This window comes from Hymenobacter aerilatus (genome assembly GCF_022921095.1).
Classification (GTDB): domain Bacteria; phylum Bacteroidota; class Bacteroidia; order Cytophagales; family Hymenobacteraceae; genus Hymenobacter; species Hymenobacter aerilatus.
This window is the reverse complement of the sequence record NZ_CP095053.1, coordinates 631,806-653,002: the sequence shown is the minus strand read 5'-3', so window position 1 is coordinate 653,002 and position 21,197 is coordinate 631,806. Positions and strand designations below refer to the sequence as shown.

22 protein-coding genes, 1 tRNA gene and 1 pseudogene are annotated in these 21,197 nt (G+C 56.1%); 8 read left to right on the top strand and 16 right to left on the bottom strand.

Annotation, left to right across the window (positions count from 1 at the left end; genetic code table 11):
• Nucleotides 1-56: 56 nt before the first annotated feature.
• Nucleotides 57-764 (top strand): ClpP family protease, encoded by a 708-nt coding sequence (locus MUN82_RS02745; protein WP_258048881.1) that lies wholly within the window; start codon nt 57-59, stop codon nt 762-764.
• A gap of 198 nt (nt 765-962) precedes the next feature.
• Nucleotides 963-2,186, top strand: a complete 1,224-nt coding sequence (clpX, locus tag MUN82_RS02740) for an ATP-dependent Clp protease ATP-binding subunit ClpX (RefSeq protein ID WP_245094799.1) — start codon at nt 963-965, stop codon at nt 2,184-2,186.
• Nucleotides 2,187-2,393: 207 nt separating this feature from the next.
• On the opposite strand, the gene lpxB is transcribed toward clpX, so the two are convergent.
• The 4 genes from lpxB to MUN82_RS02720 form a co-directional block, all read right to left on the bottom strand.
• Nucleotides 2,394-3,503, bottom strand: a complete 1,110-nt coding sequence (gene lpxB, locus MUN82_RS02735; RefSeq protein ID WP_245094797.1) for a lipid-A-disaccharide synthase — start codon at nt 3,501-3,503, stop codon at nt 2,394-2,396.
• A gap of 102 nt (nt 3,504-3,605) precedes the next feature.
• Complete coding sequence (locus MUN82_RS02730; protein ID WP_245094795.1) at nt 3,606-4,028, bottom strand: 6-pyruvoyl trahydropterin synthase family protein; 423 nt, start codon at nt 4,026-4,028, stop codon at nt 3,606-3,608.
• 126 nt (nt 4,029-4,154) lie between these two features.
• Complete coding sequence (locus MUN82_RS02725) at nt 4,155-5,153, bottom strand: FecCD family ABC transporter permease (RefSeq protein WP_245094793.1); 999 nt, start codon at nt 5,151-5,153, stop codon at nt 4,155-4,157.
• Nucleotides 5,150-6,046 carry an ABC transporter substrate-binding protein gene (locus tag MUN82_RS02720; protein ID WP_245094792.1) on the bottom strand — a complete coding sequence of 299 codons (897 nt, stop codon included), beginning with the start codon at nt 6,044-6,046 and terminating at the stop codon, nt 5,150-5,152. The genes MUN82_RS02725 and MUN82_RS02720 overlap by 4 nt, the downstream gene beginning before the upstream one ends.
• Nucleotides 6,047-6,151: 105 nt before the next feature.
• On the opposite strand from MUN82_RS02720, the gene rfaD reads away from it, so the two are divergent.
• Nucleotides 6,152-7,117: an ADP-glyceromanno-heptose 6-epimerase gene (rfaD, locus tag MUN82_RS02715; RefSeq protein WP_245094790.1), complete on the top strand. Its 966-nt coding sequence runs from the start codon at nt 6,152-6,154 to the stop codon at nt 7,115-7,117.
• 74 nt (nt 7,118-7,191) lie between these two features.
• Here the strand turns inward: rfaD and MUN82_RS02710 are convergent, their stop codons facing one another.
• From MUN82_RS02710 to MUN82_RS02700, 3 genes are all read right to left on the bottom strand, one after another.
• Nucleotides 7,192-7,458, bottom strand: coding sequence for a hypothetical protein (locus MUN82_RS02710; RefSeq protein WP_245094788.1), 267 nt, complete (start codon nt 7,456-7,458; stop codon nt 7,192-7,194).
• Nucleotides 7,459-7,598: 140 nt separating this feature from the next.
• Nucleotides 7,599-8,606, bottom strand: a complete 1,008-nt coding sequence (locus MUN82_RS02705) for a zinc-binding dehydrogenase (RefSeq protein WP_245094787.1) — start codon at nt 8,604-8,606, stop codon at nt 7,599-7,601.
• Nucleotides 8,607-8,657: 51 nt separating this feature from the next.
• A complete protein-coding gene (locus MUN82_RS02700) occupies nt 8,658-9,059 on the bottom strand; it encodes a thiol-disulfide oxidoreductase DCC family protein (RefSeq protein WP_245094785.1) in 402 nt (133 codons plus the stop codon).
• A 283-nt stretch (nt 9,060-9,342) separates the two neighbouring features.
• Between MUN82_RS02700 and MUN82_RS02695 the strand changes: the two genes are divergently transcribed.
• Together MUN82_RS02695 and MUN82_RS02690 are read left to right on the top strand one after the other, a co-directional pair.
• Entirely contained in the window at nt 9,343-9,756 is a 414-nt protein-coding gene (locus tag MUN82_RS02695) for a hypothetical protein (protein ID WP_245094783.1), read from the top strand.
• Nucleotides 9,757-9,916: 160 nt separating this feature from the next.
• On the top strand, nt 9,917-11,434 hold the full coding sequence (locus tag MUN82_RS02690; RefSeq protein WP_245094782.1) for an HTTM domain-containing protein: 1,518 nt from the start codon (nt 9,917-9,919) through the stop codon (nt 11,432-11,434).
• A gap of 166 nt (nt 11,435-11,600) precedes the next feature.
• Here the strand turns inward: MUN82_RS02690 and MUN82_RS02685 are convergent, their stop codons facing one another.
• Entirely contained in the window at nt 11,601-12,305 is a 705-nt protein-coding gene (locus MUN82_RS02685) for a Dph6-related ATP pyrophosphatase (RefSeq protein ID WP_245094780.1), read from the bottom strand.
• A 103-nt stretch (nt 12,306-12,408) separates the two neighbouring features.
• On the opposite strand from MUN82_RS02685, the gene MUN82_RS02680 reads away from it, so the two are divergent.
• Nucleotides 12,409-12,711, top strand: a complete 303-nt coding sequence (locus MUN82_RS02680; protein ID WP_245094779.1) for a hypothetical protein — start codon at nt 12,409-12,411, stop codon at nt 12,709-12,711.
• Between the two features lie 75 nt (nt 12,712-12,786).
• On the opposite strand, the gene MUN82_RS02675 is transcribed toward MUN82_RS02680, so the two are convergent.
• Nucleotides 12,787-13,335 (bottom strand): DUF4126 family protein, encoded by a 549-nt coding sequence (locus MUN82_RS02675; protein ID WP_245094777.1) that lies wholly within the window; start codon nt 13,333-13,335, stop codon nt 12,787-12,789.
• A gap of 92 nt (nt 13,336-13,427) precedes the next feature.
• Complete coding sequence (locus MUN82_RS02670; protein WP_245094775.1) at nt 13,428-14,111, bottom strand: flavin reductase family protein; 684 nt, start codon at nt 14,109-14,111, stop codon at nt 13,428-13,430.
• Nucleotides 14,112-14,321: 210 nt separating this feature from the next.
• On the opposite strand from MUN82_RS02670, the gene MUN82_RS02665 reads away from it, so the two are divergent.
• Nucleotides 14,322-14,849 carry a hypothetical protein gene (locus tag MUN82_RS02665; RefSeq protein ID WP_245094773.1) on the top strand — a complete coding sequence of 176 codons (528 nt, stop codon included), beginning with the start codon at nt 14,322-14,324 and terminating at the stop codon, nt 14,847-14,849.
• A gap of 83 nt (nt 14,850-14,932) precedes the next feature.
• Here the strand turns inward: MUN82_RS02665 and MUN82_RS02660 are convergent.
• The 4 genes and pseudogenes from MUN82_RS02660 to MUN82_RS02645 form a co-directional block, all read right to left on the bottom strand.
• Nucleotides 14,933-16,608, bottom strand: a pseudogene (locus tag MUN82_RS02660) (DUF885 domain-containing protein).
• A 237-nt stretch (nt 16,609-16,845) separates the two neighbouring features.
• Nucleotides 16,846-17,412 (bottom strand): glutathione peroxidase, encoded by a 567-nt coding sequence (locus tag MUN82_RS02655; protein WP_245094771.1) that lies wholly within the window; start codon nt 17,410-17,412, stop codon nt 16,846-16,848.
• 509 nt (nt 17,413-17,921) lie between these two features.
• Nucleotides 17,922-18,785 (bottom strand): YqjF family protein, encoded by an 864-nt coding sequence (locus tag MUN82_RS02650; protein ID WP_245094770.1) that lies wholly within the window; start codon nt 18,783-18,785, stop codon nt 17,922-17,924.
• Between the two features lie 109 nt (nt 18,786-18,894).
• Entirely contained in the window at nt 18,895-19,569 is a 675-nt protein-coding gene (locus MUN82_RS02645) for an HAD family hydrolase (protein WP_245094769.1), read from the bottom strand.
• 309 nt (nt 19,570-19,878) lie between these two features.
• Here MUN82_RS02645 and MUN82_RS02640 point away from each other — a divergent pair, with 309 nt between their 5' ends.
• On the top strand, nt 19,879-20,235 hold the full coding sequence (locus MUN82_RS02640; RefSeq protein WP_245094768.1) for a hypothetical protein: 357 nt from the start codon (nt 19,879-19,881) through the stop codon (nt 20,233-20,235).
• A gap of 88 nt (nt 20,236-20,323) precedes the next feature.
• Here the strand turns inward: MUN82_RS02640 and MUN82_RS02635 are convergent, their stop codons facing one another.
• Together MUN82_RS02635 and MUN82_RS02630 are read right to left on the bottom strand one after the other, a co-directional pair.
• Nucleotides 20,324-20,983: a phosphatase PAP2 family protein gene (locus MUN82_RS02635; RefSeq protein WP_245094767.1), complete on the bottom strand. Its 660-nt coding sequence runs from the start codon at nt 20,981-20,983 to the stop codon at nt 20,324-20,326.
• 102 nt (nt 20,984-21,085) lie between these two features.
• A tRNA-Leu gene (locus MUN82_RS02630) sits at nt 21,086-21,167 on the bottom strand.
• Nucleotides 21,168-21,197: the final 30 nt, after the last annotated feature.

Below are 21,197 nucleotides of genomic sequence, written 5' to 3'. Positions count from 1 at the left end.
GGGCTTTTTTGTTGACTCATAGTTTTCGTTGAACTCACACTACCTTATTTTTCCCCATGCTGAATAAACAAGAATTCCGTAAGTTTGCTGTGAAAGGCCAAGGCATGAGCAGCCTGGGCGTTGACCAATACATCCAGCACGTGGAGGGCCAGACCCGCAACGGCCTGATGCTGCCTACTGGCATGACCCGCTCGGTAATTGAAGAGCGCCCTACCCGCTTCGCTGAAATTGACGTTTTCTCGCGCCTGATTATGGACCGCATCGTGTTCCTGGGCACGGGCGTAGACGACTATATCGCCAACATCATCACGGCGCAGCTGTTGTTCCTGGAGTCAGCTGACGCCAAGAAAGACATTCTGCTCTACATCAACTCGCCTGGTGGCTCGGTGTATGCCGGCTTGGGTATCTACGACACGATGCAGTACGTGAATCCCGACGTGGCTACTATCTGCACTGGTTTGGCTGCTTCGATGGGTGCCGTGTTGCTGGCTGGTGGCGCTAAAGACAAACGCTCGGCCCTACCCCACGCTCGCGTCATGATTCACCAGCCTTCGGGTGGCGCGCAGGGACAGTCGTCGGATATTGAAATCACGGCCCGTGAGATTCTGAAGCTGCGCAAGGAGTTATATGATATCCTGGCCATGCACACCGGCAAAACCTATCAGGAAATCCACGACAACTCGGACCGCGACTACTGGATGCGCGCTGATGAGGCCAAAGAGTATGGCCTGATTGACGAAGTTCTGGAGAAAAAGAAAGACTAAGTTAGTCGTGTCATTCTGTTTGGAATGACATACGTAAGCCCGCCGGATGACCATCAGGTCACTCGGCGGGCTTTTTGCTTCGGGCAGATTTCCTCGTTGTGGCAACTTTTTTTTGCTCGTCGGGCGTTGGCCTTTTCGTACCTTTGATAACCGGTTGCATTTCTACCGGTTCTACCCCCTATTTCTGAGAGTTCTACAATGGCAGATATAACGTGCTCCTTCTGCGGCAAAGCCAAAAAAGAAGTTTCGGTCATGATTTCCGGCATCAATGCGCACATCTGTGAGCGGTGCGTAGGTCAGGCCCAGCAGATATTGAACGAGGAAAACAAGATTCGCTCGAACAGCAAAGCGCCCAAGTTCAATTTGGTGAAGCCGCGCGAGATGAAGGACTATCTCGACCAGTACGTGGTAGGGCAGGATGAGGCCAAAAAGGTGATGTCGGTGGCGGTATATAACCACTACAAGCGCCTGATGCAGAAGCCGCAGAAAGACGATGTGGTGATTGAGAAATCGAACATCATCATGGTAGGCGAAACCGGTACCGGCAAAACCTTCCTGACGCGCATGCTGGCTAATATTTTGCAAGTACCCTTCTGCATAGCCGATGCTACCGTGCTGACCGAAGCTGGCTACGTGGGTGAAGACGTGGAAAGCATCCTCACACGCCTCCTGCAAGCTGCCGATTACAATGTAGAGGCAGCAGAGCGCGGTATCGTGTATATCGACGAAATCGACAAGATTGCGCGTAAGAGCGACAACCCCAGCATCACGCGCGACGTGAGCGGCGAGGGCGTGCAGCAGGCTATGCTAAAGCTGTTGGAAGGCACTACCGTGAACGTGCCCCCGCACGGCGGCCGCAAGCACCCCGAGCAGAAGATGATTACGGTGAATACTGAAAATATCCTGTTCATCTGTGGAGGCGCTTTTGTAGGCATTGAGCGCATCATCAAAAACCGTCTCAATACCAAGCCCATTGGCTTTGCCAAAACGCAACTGGAGGAGAACATCGATACGCAGAATTTTCTGCGCTACGTGACGGCACAGGACCTAAAGGCATTCGGCTTGATTCCCGAGTTGATTGGCCGCCTACCCGTACTCACGCACCTCAACCCTTTAGACCACGCTACCCTGCGCAAAATCCTGACGGAGCCGAAGAACTCGATTGTGAAGCAGTACCAGCGCCTGTTCCAAATGGAAGGCATTGAGTTGAGCTTCTCGGAAGATGCCCTGGAGTACATCGTGCAGCGCGCTGATGAGTACCGCCTTGGGGCTCGCGGCCTGCGCAGTATCTGCGAAAGCATCATGACCGACGCCATGTTCGACATGCCATCGGATGCAGATGCAAACGAATTGGTGATTGACGCAGATTATGCGCGTAGTAAGTTTGAGCAGTCACCGCTGAAGCAGTTGCGGGCGGCGTAGGAGTGCTGCATAAAAAGCAAAGGCCGGAACGTATGCTACGTTCCGGCCTTTGCTTTTTATGCTCTTTGAAAAGATTAACTGAAAAATATTTTAGACAAAGGAATGCCTACTATACAAAATACAATTAATAAAACTACCCAAATTACATATGTATAAAATGGACTAATATCGAGGTTTCCCTTCATACATAACACAATAAGATATCCACTATTTCTTCAAATATCCTACCATCAGCTTTGCCGCCTTTTCCGCCGCATTGTGCCTACCTAGCTTCTCACGCAATTCGGCGTAGCCAGCTTTCTGTTCGGCAATAAACTCCTCGTCGGCGGTGATTTTCTTTAGCTCCGTAACGAGGTTCCGAGAGTTAAGCTCACCCTGAATCAGTTCTTTTACTACCTCGCGGTCTACAATCAGGTTGACGAGTGAGATGTAGGGTACCTTGATAACTGCTTTGCCGATGGCGTAGGTCACGGCACTGGTACGGTAGCAAACCACTTGTGGCACGCCAAATAAGGCTGTTTCTAAGGTGGCGGTACCGCTGGTAACGAGGGCAGCGGTGGCATGCCGAAGCAGATCGTAGGTTTGGTTGAAAAGAATGCGAACGTTGTTGCGCTCGAAGTGGGCGTAGTAGTTGGGGTCGAGGTTGTCGACGCCGGCCACGATGAACTGGTAGTCGAGGAAAGGTGGTAGAATGGCCACCATCTCGTAAAGCATCTCCTCTATTTCCTGCTTACGTGAACCGGGCAGCACCGCAATGATTGGCTTCTGCCGGTCGAGATGGTTGCGCTGGTAGAAATCGGGGGCAGTAGGGTGCTCGGCTACGGCATCGGCGGTAGGATTGCCAATGTAATCCACCTTGTAGCCGAACCGCTGATAGAACTCCTCTTCAAAGGGTAGGATGACAAACATCCGGTCGACCAGGGCTTTCACCTTATGCACGCGGCCTTGGTTCCAGGCCCATATCTTAGGCGAAATGTAGTAGAAGACCTTAATGCCGTGGCTTTTGGCAAATTTTGCTACGCGCATATTAAATCCAGCGTAGTCAACCAGAATAACTACATCAGGTTTGTAGGCAAGTAAATCCCGCTGACATTCTTTGAGGTAGCCGCGAAACTTGAGCAGGCTGGTAGCGGCTTCCCAGAAACCCATAATGGCCATTTCCTGGTAGTGGTGCACCATTGTGCCGCCCACAGCCTGCATCATGTCGCCACCCCAAAAGCGAAAATCGGCGGCACTGTCTTGCTGCTGCAACTGGCGCATCAAATTGGCAGCATGAAAATCGCCGGAACGCTCACCCGCAATCAGATAGTACTTCATATCTAATAATTAAGAATTAGGAATTAGGAATTAGGAATTAAAACTTGGATTCGGTTAGCTAAACAAAAAACCAATTTCTAATTATTAATTCTCAATTATTCATTACTCTGTTTCGCCGTAATATTCGACGAAGTTGCGGGGGGTTTCGTAGAGTTTGAGGCAATGTAATTGTGCCGACGTGATGCTGGGTAGTTCGCGGACCAGAATTTCCCAGAAGGCTATAACTAGGTTTTCAGTACTAGCCATTTTGCCGGCCATAAAGGGCACGTCCAAATTCAGATTTTTGTGGTCTACCTGGTCAATAATGTGTTGTTTAATGAGCGTGCTTAAAGCTTTCAGGTCTACTACGAAGCCGGTTTCGGGGTCGGGGTTGCCGCGCACTGTCACAATCAACTCGTAGTTGTGGCCGTGCCAGTTTACATTGGCGCAGGGGCCAAATACCTCGTGGTTGCGCTCCTCGCTCCACTTGGGGTTGTATAGTTTGTGGGCAGCGTTGAAGTGCTCCTGACGGCTGATGTATAGCATGGGTACTGGGGTGTTTGGGCTTAAGGGACCGGGACCTGGGAACTGGGCTCGATGTTCTGGTGAATAAGTATTGCTTCTTAAGCCCAGTTTTCAGACCCTTGGTCCCTCAGACCCCAAAAGATCCTGTTACCCTTTTTTTCGCAGCAAATATACGAAGAACGGCACGCCGAATAGGGCCGTAACCAAGCCAACGGGTAGGCCGGCGGGTGGGTAGAGCAAACGAGCCAACAAGTCGCAGGCTAACAGGAAATCGGCCCCTAGGATGGCACAGAACAGCAAATTTAGTGGCCCCGTGACGCCCAGCACCCAGCGCGTGATGTGCGGAATCATTAATCCAACAAAACCAACAGGCCCGCAAAGCGCTACTACACAGCCTGTAAGTACCGAAGATATAAGCAGTAGCAGCCAGCGCGTGCGGGCCACCGATACGCCCAGTGCGTCAGCGCGCTCCTCCCCTAGCAACAATATATTCAGCTCGTGGCGACGAAACGTGAAGAGTAGTAAGGCCGCAGCCAAAGCCACTGCCGGGTAGGGCAACAGCTCCCAACCAGCTCGCTCGAAGCTGCCCATGGCCCAAAAAACAACGGTACGTAGTTTTTCCTGGCTGCTGGCCATAAAGGTGAGCACACCTCCTATAGCTGTTGTTAGAGAACCTACCGCTACCCCGGCTAGCAGCAACTGCGCGGGTAGCAGCTGCCCACGCCGGGTACCTAGCAGCACCACTACAAGTGTGGCCGCCAGCGCACCGCTCAGGGCTGCCAGTGGTGGCAGGTAGATACCAGCTACGGTGAGGGTAGGCACCAGCGCAAAACACAGAATAGCTCCCAGCGAAGCGCCCGAGGCCGTACCCAATAGGTAGGGGTCGGCCAGTGGATTGTTGACCATAGCCTGCATCAGGTAGCCGCTAAACGCTAGGCTGCCACCAGCCAGCAGGGCCAGCAGGATACGGGGTAGGCGTAGTTGCACCAGCACCAGTTGGGCGGGGTCGGTGGGGTCGTAGTGCAGCAGAGCGCGGCCGATGAGGGCGTAGCTGGTATCGTAGCTGCCGATGCGCAGACCAGCGGCTACCAGCACCAGCAGCACCAGCAGGCTACCCAGCAGCCAGGGCGTGGGGTGGCGACTCATACGGCGGGCGGCGCCCATATCAGCCGGTGCAGCTCCCGTACCGACTCTACCACGCGCGGGCCGGGCCGACTCATTAGGTCGTCGGTGACGTCGTATACGCGGCCCTGCTGGTAGGCCCGGATGCGGCGCAGTTCGGGATAATTCTTGAAAAAGGTGCTGTCCATCTTTCCGAACCGACCACCCAGCAGCACCGTGGGGTTCAGCTTGAGGATGTACTCACGAGTAAGCGCTGGGTAGGGTTGGGCAAACTGTTCTACCACGGCGTTTTGTCCGCCCGCCAGCTGGATTTTATCGGTGAAGAGCGTGTTTTGCCCATACACGTAGATGGGGTCTTGCCACGTAATAGCCAGCACGGCCGGGCGCGGGGTAGGCGCGGGCAACTGTTGCACGGCTTGCAGGGCAGCCGCGAGCGAATCGGTGAGGCGGCGGGCGTCGGCGTCGCGGTGCAGGATATGGCCCAGGTCGCGCAGGCCGCGCAGCACATCGGCCACTTTCTCGTAGCGTTGATAGTATACAGGGATGCCCAGCTTTTCCAGGCGGGCCGCATCATCGAGCGAGGTGATGCCTTCCACTGTAAACACCACGTCGGGCTTCAGGCTCACTAGCCGCTCAATATCCAGAGGGTAGCTATTGACGATGGGTTTGCGTAGGGCCGCCGCCGGGTAGTCGCACACCTGCGTGCGGGCAACGATGGTAGCCGTATCGGCCACGGCAAACAGCATTTCGGTCATAGACGCAGCCAAGGACATAATGCGGCGCGGCTGGGCGGGCACTTGTACGGGGCGGCCTAGGTCGTCGTGGAGCTGCTGGGGAGCGGTAGGGGTAGTAGTGGGTGGCCGATCGGGCTGGCAGGCCAGCAACAGCAGGAGCGAAAACAGGAGGCAGCGAGGCATACCGTAAAAGTAAGGAGCCCGCAGCGGAGGTCAACTTCAGGGCGCCAATTGCGTTACGGTAGCACTCCGCGGTACTTTCTTACTTTTGTCGCAAATCCTACTCTTATGATCGTAGTTACTGGCGCGGCCGGCTTCATTGCCAGCTGCCTCGTCACCCGCCTCAACGCCGCCAATTTCAACGACATTGTGGTGGTCGATAATTTTGCCGTGGAGCGCAAGTTGCCCAACCTGAGCGGCAAACGTTTGAAAGAATACGTAGACCGCAACGAGTTTTTCGACTGGTTGGAGGAGCACCATGAGCAGGTGGAATTCATCTTTCACCTGGGCGCCCGCACCGACACCACCGAGCAAAATCGCGACGTGCTGGCTTTGCTGAACCTCGACTACTCCAAACAAATGTGGCAGGCGTGCTGCCGCTACCAGTTGCCCTTGGTATACGCCTCCTCGGCAGCTACCTATGGCCTGGGCACCGTGGGCTACGACGACGACGAAGCCCTGCTGCACTTGCTACAGCCGCTGAATGCCTACGGCGACTCGAAAAACGACTTCGACAAATGGGCGGTGGCACAACCAGAAAAGCCCTTTTTCTGGGCCGGACTGAAGTTTTTCAACGTGTACGGCCCCAACGAGTACCATAAGGGCCGTATGGCTTCCGTGATTCTGCATGCCTACCAGCAGATTCAGCAAACCGGCTCCATGACGCTGTTCCGCTCCCACAACCCCAACTACGCCGATGGGGAGCAGAAGCGCGATTTCATCTATGTGAAGGATGTGGTGGAAGTTTGCTATTTCCTGATGCAGACGCGCCAGCACTCCGGGATTTACAACCTGGGCACCGGCGAGGCGCGCACGTTCCTCGATCTGGCCCTAAACACCTTTGCCGCCCTGGGCCGCACCGCCGATATCCAGTTTCAGGATACGCCCGAAGTGATTCGCGACAAATACCAGTATTTCACGCAGGCTAACATGCAGAAGCTGCGCAGCATCGGGTACGAACAACCATTCACGCGGCTGGAAGACGGCATTGCGGACTACGTACAGAATTACCTGGTTCCTAGTAAGCATATGTAGCCTATCCGGCTTATAAAACCATTTCTGGCACCAAAAAGCCCCGACACTATCTGTAGTGTCGGGGCTTTTTGGTGTTAAGCGGCTAATTCCTGAGCATCGTCGGTTGGGAACAGGGGGCGCAGGGTAGCCTCGGCGGCGGGAGCGGTTTCGACGCTGGGTGCTACCTGCCGACGCAAGGCGCGCATGAGCAGGTATTTGTACTCTGCCGCGTCGGCCAGAGCAGCCTCAATGGCGCGCACCGCCTCGTCGTACGCTACTACCGGCACGTTTTCGGCTTCTTCGCCGGTAGGGTAGGTCAAATAGAAAACGGGGGCTTCCAAGTATTCAGCAGCTGATTTCATAGGATATAGAAGGTAGAGTGAAAGTACGTTTTGCAGGCTGTTGATAAAACAAATGCCTTAGCAAAATCATTCGATTTGGCTAAGGCATTTAGTAGTATTATTTAAATAAAAACTCTGTAGCCAGAGTTACCTTTCATTCGTCAAGCTGGTACGATCTCCAGTACAATCTTACCGAATTGCGCGCCGTCGTCCATGTGGCGCAGGGCGGCTTCGCCTTCTGCCAGTGGAAACGTTTTGTCAATAACGGGTACCATCTTTTTCTCGCTCACGAACTGCAACAGCCCAGCAAAGTCCTCCTCAGTGCCCATGGTAGAGCCCAGTATAGTCAGCTGTTTCCAGAAAATCTTGCGGGCCGGCACTGCCGGAATATCGCCTTGCGTGGCTCCGTAGAACACGATGCGCCCACCGGGCGCCGCTGCGTCCAGCAGATTGTTGAAGCCCGGACCGGCGGCGCTGTCGATGATGACATCGAAGCCGCCGCCGACTTGCTTGGCGAGGGTAGCGGGCCAGTTTTCGGCTTGGTAGCTGATACCGCCCTTGGCGCCCAGCGCCTGGGCCTGTTTTATCTTCTCGTCTGAGCTGGATGTTACCCACACCTCGGCGCCACTGGCTACGGCCATTTGCAGGGCCAGCAGGGCCACGCCCCCGCCTACCCCCGACACCAGCACCCGCTCGCCGGCTTGTAGGTGGGCGCGGGTAAACAGCGCCCGATACGCCGTGACGCCACCTAGTGGCAGCGCTGCCGCTTGTGCAAAGCTCAAGTGCTCTGGCAACGGGTGCACGTAGCGGGCCGGCACACACGCGTATTCGCCGAAGGTACCATCGTGGGGCAGACCCAAAATCTGAAACTCCTTGGCCTGCGCAGCGAGATTATCGCCCCAGTGCATGCCCGGGTTGATGAGGACCGCTTGATTCCGCAGGGCTTCGTCGGCGCCTTCGCCTAGCTCTGCCACGGTACCGGCACCATCAGAGCCCAGAATGATAGGAAACTTCAGTCCGGCGTACTGACCTTTTTGAATCCAGACGTCGCGGTGGTTGAGGGCGGCGGCGTGCAGCCGTACCAGTGCCTCGCCGGGGCCGGGGGTAGGGGTAGGAACTTCGCGGAGTTGCAGGGTCTGATTGACCCCATCCAGAATAAGAGCTTGCATAAACCAGTGTATGGTGATGAGCAGTGAGAACAAAGAAAAAGCTAGGAGCGGCTATAGGAAACGCGCCCGGAGCGCTGGGGTAGGTAGCCAACAGGCTTCCTCCCGACCAAACCAACGGTACCGATGGCTCGCTACCCAACGGTAGGCGGCATCGCGCAGCTTGCGCGGCACCACCCGCAACGCGTATAGCCACCGCCAGCCAGGCAGATGCCGCATAATACGCAGCACCGCCTCCGAGTGCGTAAATACACGCCCATTTTCCACCAGTACTACGGTCTCGGGTGTGGCTGCTACCACGGCACCATGCGTAGCCAGCAGCGCCTGCCCTACCCCCGACTGCAACGAGGCAAACTGGAAATGGGCTTGCGCGTCGCGGGCAATAACGAATTGGACGAAGCCATTGCACAGGTTGCAGACTCCATCAAACAGAATGACAGCAGGTGGTTGGGGCATAAGGTGAGTGCAGGCTTTTCCAGCCATGTATACTTCTGACACGGTGAAACTCATTTTTAGTTACCCCAACTAGCTACTAAAGGGCTTCGGCTCCCTGTGGCAGTTAGCAGATTTACAGAATATTAGCTATTACGAATACAGGAATTCAGTCATAATAATTTTTAATTAAATCAACCTTTAGCCTGATGAATAATGTACAAAATATTCGCTTTTAGTGTCAATATTGCAACCATTATACCGGCATGATGCGTACAAGGGAGCTATTTGCCTTGAATGGCACCACATGCATTCTTTCAACCAATTCACCAAAACGATGATTAAGAAGAATCGCTTCGCTTTGCTGGCAGCTACCGTGCTGGCAAGCGGCCTGGGCTTAGGTGCCTGCAACACGACCTCGGAAATGGGTACGACCGACGGCACTACAACCACCGGTACCGAGTCTACCACTACAGGCACGGACGCTACAACCACTACGGGTACGATGAGCACCACGACGGGCACCACCACGGATGCTTCTACCACGGGTACGATGAGCACCACCACGGGTACCACAACGACCGGTACCACTACAGGTATGACCACTACGGGTACTACTACGGGTACCACAACGACCGGCACTACCACCGGTACGACCACAACGGGCACCACTACTACTGGTACGACCACGACTGGTACAACCACTGGCACCCCGCAGTAGTCCATAGCACAATGCACTTACTGTCGGCCTAGCGGCCTGCTAGCGGCCGGAAGCCTTATCCATTGGATAGCGCTTTCGGCCGCTTTTGCGTATGGTAGGTCCGGTCTGATGTGGTAGCCATCAGCCGTGTGCCTAGTAGTCCTGTTATCCTTATCTGCTTATGAACCGTGTATTAGCCGTTCTTCGGCAACCTTTTGTGCTGGATGTGCGGGCGTTGGCGCTACTGCGGGTGGCGGTAGCCGCTGTTGTGCTCGTAGACTTGGCCGTTCGTGCTACCGATCTGGAGGCCCATTACTCCAACATGGGCGTGCTACCGTTACACGTGTTATATGAGCACAACTGGAATCCTTACGAGCTGTCTATTCATACCAGTAGCGGGCTGTGGCAGGTGCAGGCGGTGCTGTTTTTGCTGGCCGCATCCGCAGCCATAGCGCTGCTGCTCGGCTACCGCACCCGGCTGATGACCATTGTATCGTGGGTGCTGCTGGTATCGGTGCAAAACCGAAATCCGCTTATCAGCCAGGGCGGCGACGATCTGCTGCGGATGCTGCTGTTCTGGGGCATCTTCCTACCCTGGGGGCGCGTGTACTCGCTCGATAGCCGGCAACAGCCGCCCCCTACCAGCCTCACCACGTGCAGTGCCGCTACGGTGGCCTACGTGGTGCAACTGGCACTGGTATACTGGTGTACGGCCCTGCTCAAAAGCGGCGTCGAATGGACCCAAACCGGCACTGCACTCTACTACGCCCTCAGCCTCGATCAAATATTGCTACCGGGTGGCCGCTTGCTCTACCCCTACCCCGAGCTAATGCGTGGGCTCACGTTTGCCACGTACTACATGGAGCTGTTGCTGCCTTTTGTGCTGTTTATTCCGTGGCGCGTGGCGTGGTGGCGCGGGCTGTTTATCGGGACGCTGGTGCTGTTCCATCTGGGCATCAGCCTCACGCTATTTGTGGGCTTGTTTTTCCTGATTAACTGGGCTTCCCTACCCGGCTTGCTCCCGCCCGCAGCCATGGACTGGTTGGAACGCAAGCTGGTGCCACGTGCTAGGCGCCTCGGTACGCGCCTAACGCAGTGGCGCACGGGTTGGCAGTGGCCGGCTCCTACCTGGCGCAGCCCGGTGCGCGTGCATCTGACCGCCCACATCGAGCACGCGCCGCAAAGCGTCAAGTTGCTGCGGGCCGTGCGCAACACCGTGGTAGGCGTGCTGCTGGTCTATATCTGCTGGTGGAATTTCGACACGGTTACGTCTACGCGATTGGCTATGCGCGAGCAGTTTCGGTGGCTGGGCTATTTGTTCCGCATCGACCAACACTGGGGCATGTTTGCGCCCGCGGTGTTCAAAGATGATGGCTGGTACATTCTGGAAGGCACCACCGCAGAAGGCCGCAAAATCGACCTAAACCGAAGCGGGGCGCCCCTCACGTATGCCAAACCCGCTGCCGTTGTGAGTTTGTTTCCCAATGACCGGTGGCGCAAATATTCTGAGAATTACTTATTCGTCAGCAACGCCTTTATGCGTCCCTACTACTGCAACTATATGCTGCGTATCTGGGGTGAAAATTCTGCTCATCCGCGCCTCAAGCAACTCGAGGTTATCTACATGAAGGAAGTGAGCCTGCCGGATTATAAAACCACTAAACCCAGCCGCGAAGTGCTCTGCGGCTGCGCGCCGTGAGGTAAATAGCCAAAACGTCTGTCCTCCTGAGCACAGCGAAGGACCTTCTCACATTAGCACGATGCTGGTAACAACAACTCGTTCTAGCGTGAGAAGGTCTTTCGCCGTGCTCAGGAGGACAGACGTTTCGGCTATTTACCACTTCATAACCTTACCATTCACCGTTTTACTCCTCATTCAGCAAAATATCGCAATACCAAAAGGCGCTGAGCGGAGCTTCGCTTACCGGAGCAGGGTAGGTGCGCCGCACAATGTCGCCGCGCTGGAAGGTGATGGGTTGCTGGAAGTAGGGCGCATCGAAGAGAAAGGTGTGGTACTCACCATTTTCGCCGCAGGGGTCTACGCCGGCAGGTAGGTCTCGCAGAAAATCCTCGTCGAGCAGGCGGCCGCAGAAGCTACAGTCGAGGTAGGCCTCGTTTACGCATACCACTACAGCTCGAAAACCCAGCGTCAGGTACTCGCGCAGCAGCTCAAGGGTAGGGCGTTGCCACAGCGGAAACACGGCCTGCAGGGCTAGCTGAGTGAGCTGCTGCTCGCGGTAGGCGCGCAAATCTTCCAGAAAAATATCTCCAAACGCCACATGCGTAGCACCCTCTGCCTGCAGTTCCTGCAACGCGGCCTGTGTATGCTGCTCGTATTCGGCCATGCTGGGCGCTTCGGGTAGGCACACTTGGTGCAGGGGTAGGGCCAGGCACCGGGCCTGCGCTTCCAGCAGTTCTACCCGCACACCGTGCATGGATACGCGGTCGTAGTGTGCGTTTACGTTGGTGAGCAGGTGGGCTACCTGGTAACGGTTGTCGCGCAGCAGGTAGTAGAGCGCCAAGGCCGAATCTTTGCCGCCGCTCCAGCTCATGGTTGTTACAAGTGCCATTGGCCGAAGATACGCGCCGGGCAATTCTGGCGGTTAGGCCGGCCGTTGGGCGGCTAGTTTACGTATAGCCTCTCTGACTCCACTTTACATGACCAATCTCCCGATGAAACGTTCTTTCTTCCTGGGCGTGGCGCTTGCTGCTACTACCCTATCCTTCACTTCCTGCGACTACAACAAAGGCCCTGGCACCGAAACCCAACGTGAAGGCACCTTTGCAGAAGCTCCCGACGCCCGCACCACCGATACCGACATCGACAGCGTGAATGCCGACCAGACAGTAACCACCCCACAGGGCCTCGATTCTCCTGCCGACCAAGCCACCAAAGACACGCCACCCACCAGTAAGAACGGCGCCACAGACGCGCCCGGCGGCCAGAACCCACCCACCCCGAACGGCAGCAATTAGTTTGCTTTCGTCTCAACAGAAAAGCCCTTGGACATTGATTCCAAGGGCTTTTCTGTTGAGACGAATTCAACTTTTTTAGCTCATCTGCCGGGCTTTGGCGGCTTGTTTGGCCTTGGTGTTGGCTTCCTTATCGGCTTTAGTAAGCTTGGTGCCTTTGCGACCTTGCAGAATGGCTAGGCCGCTGCTTACAGCAATACTATCCTCAATAACCCCCGCCAAAACAGGCTGTTTGGTGCTGCTGATGAGCTGCTTGCGGAAAGCTAAGGTAGCGTAGCTGGTAGCCACGGCCGCTACACTGCCTAGCAGCGCGCCGGTGAGGGCACTGCCCTTCTGCGACTTGTATACAACGGCCCCAATCAGAGCACCTGCTACGGCCCGGCTGGGTAGCACGGTAGGCGCCGTACGGTCGTCGGCCTCAGGTTGCTTATCACCTATCAGCTCAGCGCCAGCTAGCACCGACAGCACGTTGGCGGTGATGGGCGACTGCATAAAGCGCAGCGGCGAGTCGCCGAGGTAGGGAGATTTATGTTTTACCAACGATTTGCTCAGCAAGGCCGGGGCCGTCATGCTGCGCATGCTGGCCACAGTAGCCAGCCCCAGCGTTTGCCAGAATTTATTTTTCATGAGAATGGATGAACAATGGAGGGATTAATTTCCTGCCTTCTTTAACGGCACAACTCCCTACCCGGACGAATATCTTACCCAAAGAATTCTGGCTACTCCTGCTTGGGCTGCGGCCCCTGCCCGGCGCGGGCGTAGGCAAACGTGGCCAGCGGCGTCACGCGGTGGTAGCCGTCGAGGCCGGAAATGCACACGTCGTCGGCCTCATGCAAGTGCAGTGAACCATCTGGCTGTAGCACCGCCTCGGACAGGTAGATGTGCTCTACCGCCCCTACTAGCAGCCGGGTGCCGTTGGCTTTGATTTCGATTTCTTCCTGCAAGCGCAGGCCTATGCTAATCTGACTTTCCTGCACATAAGGAGCCGGAAAATCATCGCGATACACGGGTGTGAACCCGCACGCATCAAACTCCGACTCTTCGGCTGGGAAGTTGGCGGAGGTGTAGTGCGCCTGCGCCACATAGGCAGCGGGCACATGATTGATAGTATAGCACCCTGTATGCTGAATATTGGAGTAAGTATGGCGCGGCACCGAGGTAGGGCGCGTGACCATACCCAACAGCGGCGGGTTGGAGCCCAAATGCAGCACCGAGCTGAAAATAGCCAAGTTAGTCTGCCCCTCGGGCGAGGCCGTGCCGATAAGATTGGCGGGCTTATACCCGGTTATGGAGTTGATGAGGTTGAGCCGATAGATCTTCTCATACGACTCGATATCGGCGGCGGTGATGTGGGGCATGGGTAGGGTGTAGAAGACAAGCAGGATACTGTATACGAAATTCAAATAATGCAAGGATACGTGCAAACCACATATCTACTAAGTACTTACCGCACAGGAAATACGTATTTATCACCGCCTTTTAGTACTTATACACACGTCATGCAGGCGTATACAAGGAGCGAACCTTCCCACGTCCTTTCATTTAAAGACCTGATTATGAAAAAGAAATGGCTTTCGCTTCTAAGCGCCGCCTTCGTTGCTTCGTCTCTTGCTATGTACTCCTGTAACGACGATGATAACAACGCCCCATCGGGCACAACTGCAGGTAACACCACCGCAGGTGGAACTACAGCAGGTGGCACCACGGCAGGTGGTACTACGGCTGGCGGTACTACGGCTGGCGGTACTACTGCGGGTGGAACTACGGGCGCTACAACGGCTGGCGGTACCACAGCAGGTGGTACTACTGGCGCTACTACTAGCGGTGGCACTACTGCAGGTGGTACTACAGGTACTACTGGTGCTACAACAGCTGGCGGTACCACAGCGGGTGGCACTACTGGCGCTACAACAGCAGGTGGCACTACTGGCGCCACGACAGCGGGTGGCACTACCGCTGGTGGTACCACTGGCGCTACTACTAGCGGCGGCACCACCGGCGCGACGACGGCTGGCGGCACGACTGGTGCTACGACGGCTGGCGGTACTACCGGTGGTGCTACGACGGCTGGCGGTACTACCGGTGGTGGAACCACAGGTGGTGGTTCTACTGGCGGTGCAGGCGGTGGTGGCGGTGCATAAACTGTCTAGTCCAAAATTGATGTAATGCATAAAGGCCATCAGCACTTGCTGATGGCCTTTATCGTAAACGCTGCCGCCGAAACTTACCGTTGGTCTTCGGCCCAGGCGTCCATCTTGCGTTCTAGCACCGAAAGCGGCATCACACCATCTTTCAACAGCTCATCGTGGAAGGCACTGAGGATGAAATGATTGCTCCGCTCCCGCGGGTTGCGGGGGCGTAGTTTCTGCGAAGCCCCCAGCAGCTTCTGGTACTTGGCACGCAGCTCCTGAATCTTCAGAGCCCCTACCTTGTAGGAAAGCGCCTGACCCGGAATGGCCATGTAGCGCTCAATCTCGGCAGTAGCGCCCTGCTCGCTGATGGCCTCGTTTTCCATCATATACTGAATGGCCTCTTCGCGGGTCATACCTTTGGTATGCATACCCACGTCCACCACCAATCGGATGGCGCGGTGAATCTCGTCGCCCAGGGCACCCATGCGCTGGTAGGGGTCGGTGTAGAGGCCTAGCTCCCGTCCCAGGCTTTCGGTATACAGCGCCCAGCCCTCGCCCATAGCCCCATACCACGCAAAGCGCCGGAACTTGGGTAGGCTGTCGTTTTCCTGCTGCAACGAAATTTGGTAGTGGTGGCCCGGAATGGCTTCGTGCAAAAACAGCGACTCCATTCCCGACGTCACGTTGAACTCGCGGGCGTTCAGAATCGGGATGTAGAAGATGCCCGGCCGCGTACCGTCGGGGCTACCCTGGTTGTACTCGGCCGAGGCAGACGCAGCCCGGAACGCCTCCGTCTGCCGGATCTCAAACGGCGTTTTGGGGGTGCGACCAAACATCTTTTTCAGGTTGGGCTCGATGCGCGCCTGAATACCACGAAACGCAGTAAGCACCTGCTCCGGCGTTTGGTAGGGAGTAAATTGTTTGTCGGTTTTCAGGTATTCAAAAAACGCTGCCAGATCACCTTTGAAGCCCACTTTGGCTTTTATTTCTTCCATCTCCCCCGAATGCGGCTTACCTCGGCGCGGCCGGTCTGGTAGATTTCTTCCGGCGTTTTGTCGGTGGTGGTCCAATACTTCACGTAGTAGCGGTACGTGTCGGCACCGTTGGGTATTTCAGAAATACCGGTGGTAGTACGGGCCTTCGGTAGGTACTCGTTTTTCAGGAAATCGGCCAGCTTGCGGTAAGTAGGCACCAACTGCGTGAGGATGGCCACCTTATACGAATCGACCAGCCGTTGCTGATCTACCTCCGACACACCTGCCGGAAACTTCTGCACCGGCGCAAAAAACAAGCTTTTGGTAGGGTCGCTTACCACGAAAGCCTCCATCTGCGGAATCATCTTCTCCACCAACGGCCGCGGCAGCATCACACCCGTACGCATCCCTACCCGAAAATTAGCAATGGCCGAGTCGGCCCACACCGCGAAAGCCTTCGTGCGACCCAGCCAGTTGTCATAGTCCTGCGCCGTTTTAAAGGGCTGGTTTCCAGTGCCCGCGCCATATTGCCCCATGGTGAGGGGTAGGCCCCAAAACTGCTGAAACGGCATTTGCCAGGTGTTCAGCCTCAGTCCCGCAAGGCGGGTCTGCATCTCGTACTCAAAGATGTCGTAGCTGATTTTGTCGTTCTCGACCAGCGAGTCGCGCTGAAACAGGTGCAGCTGGTCGAGAGAGGTTTGGTAGAATGTGCGCAACGAGTCGCGGAACGCGTGCGTCTGGTCGTTGGGCAGGCGGTTGTTGAAGCGGTTGTCGCCCTGTGCCGTGGCCTCCATCGGAAAAAAGCGCGACTGTTGCTCCCAGTAGTTGCTGTACAACGCCCGCAGGCTGGCCGGTTTGGGCACGTCCGATGTGGCATTGACCGTTTCGGCAGCTTTCTTTTTTTGCTCTGAGCAGCTGAATAAGAGGCAGGCCGCTGCACCGGCCAGGAAGAGATTCTTCATATAGTAAGGTAGGGAAGCTGAACAAGCGAGGGCGAAAAGATACACGCTTTTGTACGGGCCGCCACGTGGCTACGACCGGATGCTACCTGCGACATCCTCGCTCAGCGGCGACACTGCTGGCCCGAAATACCCGAGTAGGTGCCCGTCTTCGCTAACGAGGTATTTCGAGAAGTTCCAGTCGGGCGCTTGTTCGTTCCAGCCGTTTTGGCGGGCCTGGCTCAGCCATTGATACACCGGGTTTTGCGCCGGCGTTTTCACCACCACGCTTTTCTGCATCAGCGGAAACGATACGCCAAAGTTCACCTGGCAAAACTGCTCAATGGTTTTGTCGTCGGCTTTTTCCTGCTCGGCAAAGTCGTTGGCCGGAAAGCCCAATATCACCAGCTCGTCGGCAAACTGCTCGGAGAGCTGTTGCAACTCCGCGTACTGGTTGGTGTAGCCGCAGTTAGAGGCCGTGTTCACCAGCAGTACCTTCTTGCCCTTCAGCTCCTCGAAGGGTAGGCGCTGCCCATTGTTGCGCAGCCCCGCCAGCGAGTAAAACGATACCGGCGCACCGGCTTGCTGCTTGCTGGTCAACACCTTCCCCTTGCTGCTTGACTTCGACAGCCGCATAATCAGCGGGTATAGGAATTTCATGAGTTTCTGACGGAACGAGGCCATAGCGCTACTGAGTGGCGAAAAGATGCATCCGGAATTGCCCGGTTTTTAGTAAAGATACTCCGTTGGGGCGGCGCTGGTTTTCCTGAAGTTGCACCGTCCCGCCTTACAGGCGCCAGGCATCACAACCGAATTATTATATCGAACCGCCCTTAGTAGTTGGGTGGCCGCAAGCTCTCCTCACCTGTTCCAGGTCACACATTTACTTTCCGCTCCGCTACCTATGCTATCCATTTCACCCACTTTTCCCACCTACATCGGCCCCTACCCTCCGTGGGCTGTCAGCCAGCTCGTAGCTCGCCGCAGCCAGTAGATACTAAAATAGCTGGACCCTTCGGCTATGTACCCCTCCTATATGTGCCTTATTTTCTCTTCCAGCACCCTGCGCGGTGATGATCTAAGGGGTGGTGCATCGTCGATTGTGCTCGTCAATGACCAGCTGGATACGCACATGGTGCATGGCCAGCGAACGACTGAACGAGAAGGGCTTACGCACGAGCACGGCGCAGCGCTGACGCAAGGAGCAATGGATTGATTCGACGATGCTGGATTGGTGCGCGACTCGATGAGAATGCATAGCGTAGCTCTTTACGTGTTTGCCCGCGCTCCGAATGTATATTTATACCCGCTGAAGCGTTTGCACCCATACGTCTACCGGGTCGGCGGCGTAGAGCACCGGTGTACCTGCGCCCGTGGCTTTCCACCAACGTGGACTGCCACTCGTGCACCGTGGCTTGGCGTAGCGGCCAGGGCGCGTGCAGTAGCTGGCCGCGCCACAGGTCAGGACCGTGTATGTCGTGCAGCAGGTTGGGGCCAGAGGTATAGAGATAGTAGCGTTCCGTGAGAAAATGCGCCAAAGAATCGGGTTGCGAAGAAGGTAGCGGCGCCCCTACCTCCCAGGTGGCGGCAAACGTAGCAGGTGCGGCGCCAGCATGGGTGCGCGTGGCCTCGGCCCGCAGTGTATGACCGTGCTGTGTGAGACGCATGCGAGCGTGCAGGTAGGGCAGATGAAACAACGTGCGGGCCGCCCATACGCCCAGCGGCTGGGTGGCATCGAGCGAGAGAAACCACACGCCCGGCACACCATCTAGGGTAGCGTAAGTGCGCACGTTCAGTTCGTGCAGATGGTTGAGGCCCGGCACGGCAGGCAGGCCCAGCGGCCGGATGTTGCTCATGGTGAAGGGCACTACGCCCAGCCACGCCTGGCCTTCAAACACATCCAATTCTAGGCGCGGCGGCAAATAGGGCCGTAACAGCGCTGGTGCCACTGGCCAGTGCGCAAACAGTAGCTGACTCCACCGCTGCCGCATCAGGTAGGGCCAGCGGTAGAAAGGGGCAGGAAAATCAGGCACGGACGCGAGCAGAAAGAATCAGAAATTCAGGCAAGGCTGGCCTGTGCTTACGCATATGCGCCGGTTCCGTTAATAACCACAAGCGCTTCTGCTGGCTACCCTCCCGTTTTTACGCATGCAGCAGGCGCACTATTTCACGCAGACTACCTATCTGGTGTTTAGGCGCCAATGCCCGGCACGCGTCGGCGTCGCCGAAGCCGTAGCGCGCCCAGCAGGCATCGATACCACAGTTGCGGGCAAAAAGTAAGTCGGCGGCCGTGTCGCCAATCATCAGGGTAGCAGCAGGCGGCACCGACGCAAAATAAGGCTGTACAATTTGCTTATAGAGCACTGGACTGGGCTTCAGGGGCAGCTGCTGGTCGGGGTAGCTACCATCACCGACCAGCAGCTGCACATCGGCGCGCAGGCCCAAGCGCGTCAGGGAGGTTTCCAACGTCACAGCGCCTTTATTGCTGATAATGGCCACCGCAATGTTACGTGCACGGGCAGCCGCCAGTACCTCGTGGGCACCCGCAAAAGGCCGTACCAGCTCTTCTCCTTCGTTGGTGTAGATGCTGCGGTAGGTGAGCAGCCACGCCGCCAGCTCAGCGCCGGCTAGTGACGGGTGCAGGGTCTGGAGTGTGTCGGGTGAGGTCAGGCCCAGGCTCACTACCCGTTCCAGTTCGGCGTTGGGGGGCAGTGGCACCTGATAATAGGCAAATACCTGGCGCAGGCTATGCAAAATGGCTGCCTCCGAATTGCAGAGTGTGCCATCGTAATCAAACAGAAGCAGAGAGTAGGGCATAGGCAAAAATATGGGGCGCTACGCAGGTTGTAACGCAAAAGTAAAGCTACTAGCTACAACATCGGCAACGCTCTTCCCCAGTTCAAAAGAGTGTCTCTTGTACGCACACAGCTCAACAATAAACTCATAATGAAGTAATTATATACTTCGAATTAGTAACCGAATTAACATCCGACCGTTAAGACTACAGATTTTGCCTGGCTGCAACACACTGCGCACCAACAAGCTGTACAAGTATATGGCAGCAACGAAGTGCTTGGTTTTAGCAGCTAGCAATACTTACTCTTTCTCACCAGAAACATTCTTTTCATGAAACGCTCCTTCTTATTCGCTGCCGCAGTTACGGCCGCTACCCTATCGCTCTCTAGCTGTGGCAACGATTCCACTTCTACGGATACCTCTACTACCTCTACCGGCACCACGGATTCTAATCCAACAATGAACTCGGATACGGGTATGAATGCCGACACAACCATGTCTACGATGCCCTCGGATGGTACCTCTACCATGTCGGGCGACGGCGCGGCCACTAGCACGACTGGCACGTCTACGGGCAGCAGCGGTACTATGAATGGCGCCACTACGGGTACCACGGCTGGTACTACCGCAGGCACTACCACAACCGGGACGACTACAGCCGGCACTACGGGCTCTACTACCATGTAGGCAGCATTTGCCGTTTCACTACCGAAAAGCCACCCCAAAACATAGTTTGGGGTGGCTTTTTTTATTTCTATACCATCGCCTGCCCAGGCTAGCCTGGCCTCCGGCGCCAGCGCAGCATGGTGCGCAGAAGTAGCATCCAGATTATCCCTGCCGCAAAACCTGCCGTCACGTCGGTGGCGTAGTGCACGTGCAGGTACACGCGAGTGAGGCCAATGAGCGCGGCCCACACCAGCAGCCCTACGGCTATACCACGCTGGCCATGGCGCCACGCCAACCAAGCCAGCGCCGCATACAGAGAGCTGCCAATCATGGCGTGGCCACTGGGAAAACTCAGGCCCGGCTGCGGAATCAGGGCGGAGCTGGGACGAGTGCGCTGAAAATGTAGCTTCAGCAGTTGGTTGAGCACGGTGGCCCCTGCTACTGCCAAAAAAACTATCAGAGCCTCACGCCGCCGCTGCCGCCACAACAAAAAGCTCGGTATGAGCAACACTGCCACCACCAGAAAAGGCAAGGAGGCAAAAAACGTGATGCCGCGCACCCAGGCCGTAAGTTCCGGCATGGCTGCCCGCACGGCATCCAGCTGCGCAAAGGCCCAATCATCGAAGGCAGCAGAGCGCTGTATGAATACAATGCGTGTGAGGTAAAAAAACACCCCAAAAGCCCCCAAAAAGAACAGCCCAGCCAGCGCTACTTCCAGCGTAATCAGTCCGGCTAAAGCAGCCAGACGCTCGTGCAGACGTTTTCTCATATGGCGTATCCTTACGCAACGCCCGCTGTAGTTGATACTATCCGCTGCAATACGCCCAGCCTGAAAACAAAAAAGCCGACCCGGTGAGGGGTCGGCTTTGAGTGCGCTCGGAGAGACTCGAACTCTCACACCTTGCGGAACTGCCGCCTGAAGACAGCGCGTCTACCAATTTCGCCACAAGCGCAACATGTTTACTCAGAAAACCACCCTGTCG

Coding starts and splice junctions, on each gene's coding strand:
- MUN82_RS02745 (WP_258048881.1), top strand. CDS start 57: ATGCTGAATAAACAAGAATTCCGTAAGTTTGCTGTGAAAGGCCAAGGC.
- clpX (WP_245094799.1), top strand. CDS start 963: ATGGCAGATATAACGTGCTCCTTCTGCGGCAAAGCCAAAAAAGAAGTT.
- lpxB (WP_245094797.1), bottom strand. CDS start 3,503: ATGAAGTACTATCTGATTGCGGGTGAGCGTTCCGGCGATTTTCATGCT.
- MUN82_RS02730 (WP_245094795.1), bottom strand. CDS start 4,028: ATGCTATACATCAGCCGTCAGGAGCACTTCAACGCTGCCCACAAACTA.
- MUN82_RS02725 (WP_245094793.1), bottom strand. CDS start 5,153: ATGAGTCGCCACCCCACGCCCTGGCTGCTGGGTAGCCTGCTGGTGCTG.
- MUN82_RS02720 (WP_245094792.1), bottom strand. CDS start 6,046: ATGCCTCGCTGCCTCCTGTTTTCGCTCCTGCTGTTGCTGGCCTGCCAG.
- rfaD (WP_245094790.1), top strand. CDS start 6,152: ATGATCGTAGTTACTGGCGCGGCCGGCTTCATTGCCAGCTGCCTCGTC.
- MUN82_RS02710 (WP_245094788.1), bottom strand. CDS start 7,458: ATGAAATCAGCTGCTGAATACTTGGAAGCCCCCGTTTTCTATTTGACC.
- MUN82_RS02705 (WP_245094787.1), bottom strand. CDS start 8,606: ATGCAAGCTCTTATTCTGGATGGGGTCAATCAGACCCTGCAACTCCGC.
- MUN82_RS02700 (WP_245094785.1), bottom strand. CDS start 9,059: ATGCCCCAACCACCTGCTGTCATTCTGTTTGATGGAGTCTGCAACCTG.
- MUN82_RS02695 (WP_245094783.1), top strand. CDS start 9,343: ATGCATTCTTTCAACCAATTCACCAAAACGATGATTAAGAAGAATCGC.
- MUN82_RS02690 (WP_245094782.1), top strand. CDS start 9,917: ATGAACCGTGTATTAGCCGTTCTTCGGCAACCTTTTGTGCTGGATGTG.
- MUN82_RS02685 (WP_245094780.1), bottom strand. CDS start 12,305: ATGGCACTTGTAACAACCATGAGCTGGAGCGGCGGCAAAGATTCGGCC.
- MUN82_RS02680 (WP_245094779.1), top strand. CDS start 12,409: ATGAAACGTTCTTTCTTCCTGGGCGTGGCGCTTGCTGCTACTACCCTA.
- MUN82_RS02675 (WP_245094777.1), bottom strand. CDS start 13,335: ATGAAAAATAAATTCTGGCAAACGCTGGGGCTGGCTACTGTGGCCAGC.
- MUN82_RS02665 (WP_245094773.1), top strand. CDS start 14,322: ATGTACTCCTGTAACGACGATGATAACAACGCCCCATCGGGCACAACT.
- MUN82_RS02655 (WP_245094771.1), bottom strand. CDS start 17,412: ATGAAATTCCTATACCCGCTGATTATGCGGCTGTCGAAGTCAAGCAGC.
- MUN82_RS02645 (WP_245094769.1), bottom strand. CDS start 19,569: ATGCCCTACTCTCTGCTTCTGTTTGATTACGATGGCACACTCTGCAAT.
- MUN82_RS02640 (WP_245094768.1), top strand. CDS start 19,879: ATGAAACGCTCCTTCTTATTCGCTGCCGCAGTTACGGCCGCTACCCTA.
- MUN82_RS02635 (WP_245094767.1), bottom strand. CDS start 20,983: ATGAGAAAACGTCTGCACGAGCGTCTGGCTGCTTTAGCCGGACTGATT.